Source organism: Acetobacter sp. DsW_059 (genome assembly GCF_002153695.1).
In the GTDB taxonomy this organism is placed as follows: domain Bacteria; phylum Pseudomonadota; class Alphaproteobacteria; order Acetobacterales; family Acetobacteraceae; genus Acetobacter; species Acetobacter thailandicus.
Genome location: NZ_JOPI01000098.1, coordinates 1 through 985, shown reverse-complemented (window position 1 = coordinate 985; position 985 = coordinate 1). Strand labels below are relative to the sequence as shown.

At 59.2% G+C, this 985-nt stretch carries 1 protein-coding gene; it reads right to left on the bottom strand.

Features of this window, described 5'->3' with window-relative positions; translation table 11 throughout:
* Window positions 1-902, bottom strand: a protein-coding gene (locus HK25_RS12070) for an IS630 family transposase (protein ID WP_233127825.1) whose coding sequence is annotated in 2 segments (ribosomal slippage) — window positions 1-566 and window positions 566-902 — 903 coding nt annotated over the 2 segments. Because the reading frame shifts where the segments join, the coding sequence is not laid out codon by codon here. This gene is flagged as partial in the annotation.
* Between the last annotated feature and the right edge of the window lie 83 nt (window positions 903-985).

The window sequence follows — 985 nt, the reverse complement described above, 5'->3', positions numbered from 1 at the left end:
GCTGGGGGTGAAAGCCGGAAGCAGAGCTCCGACGGTATCCCACAGAGCACCGACAGTTCGTTCGGCCCTGGCGCGCAGCAGGGCCTTGAGTTTTGAAAAAGCCATCTCGATGGGATTGAAGTCCGGGCTGTAGGGCGGGAGGAACATCAGTTCCGCCCCTGCCTGCTCAATAGCCTTTTGTGCTGCCGGAAGCTTATGCGCCGGAAGATTGTCCATCACGACGATATCGCCCGGTTTCAGTGTCGGGATGAGAACCCGTTCGACATAGACCTGAAAGATCGTGCCGTTCATGGGAGCATCATGCACGAAGGGCGCGGTCATGCCTGTCAGACGCAGCCCCCCGGTGAAAGTCGCGGTTTTCCAATGACCGTGCGACACACCGGCGCGGCAACGTTCCCCGCGCAAGGCACGGCCGCGCAGACGGGGCATCTTCGTCGACAGGCTGGTTTCGTCAATGAACACCAGACGCTGCGGATCAAGGTCAGGCTGGAGATCAAACCAGTCTTGTCGTCGCTTCAGGACGTCTTCACGCTCCAGCTCCAGTGCATGGGCGGTCTTTTTTTGAATGTCCATCCGTGTTGCCGCAGCCAGCGACTGAGCGTGCTGCGACCAATCCCGACGGCCCGTTCACTTTCCAGGCGCGCCATCATTTCGTGAAGCGTGATGTCGTTCTGCGCCTCGATCATGCCGGCAATGAACGCTTCATGCGCGTCCAGCCGTGATCCGCGCGGTTTGCCCTGACGACGGGGTGTCCGCTCGCCGCTTTCGCGTTCACGACGCAGCCAGCGGATCGCTGTCGAAATTCCAACTCCGAACCGCGCCGCAATCGAGCGGGCTGATGCCCCTGCAACTCCAGCTTCCAGAACCCGCTCCCGAAGATCATCACTCAATGCTCGTGCCATCACCCTCTCCACCAATGAAAACGGTGAAACACAAGATGCCTTCAGTGTCACCCATCAATTCAGATTAAAGTGGAACTGCTCTA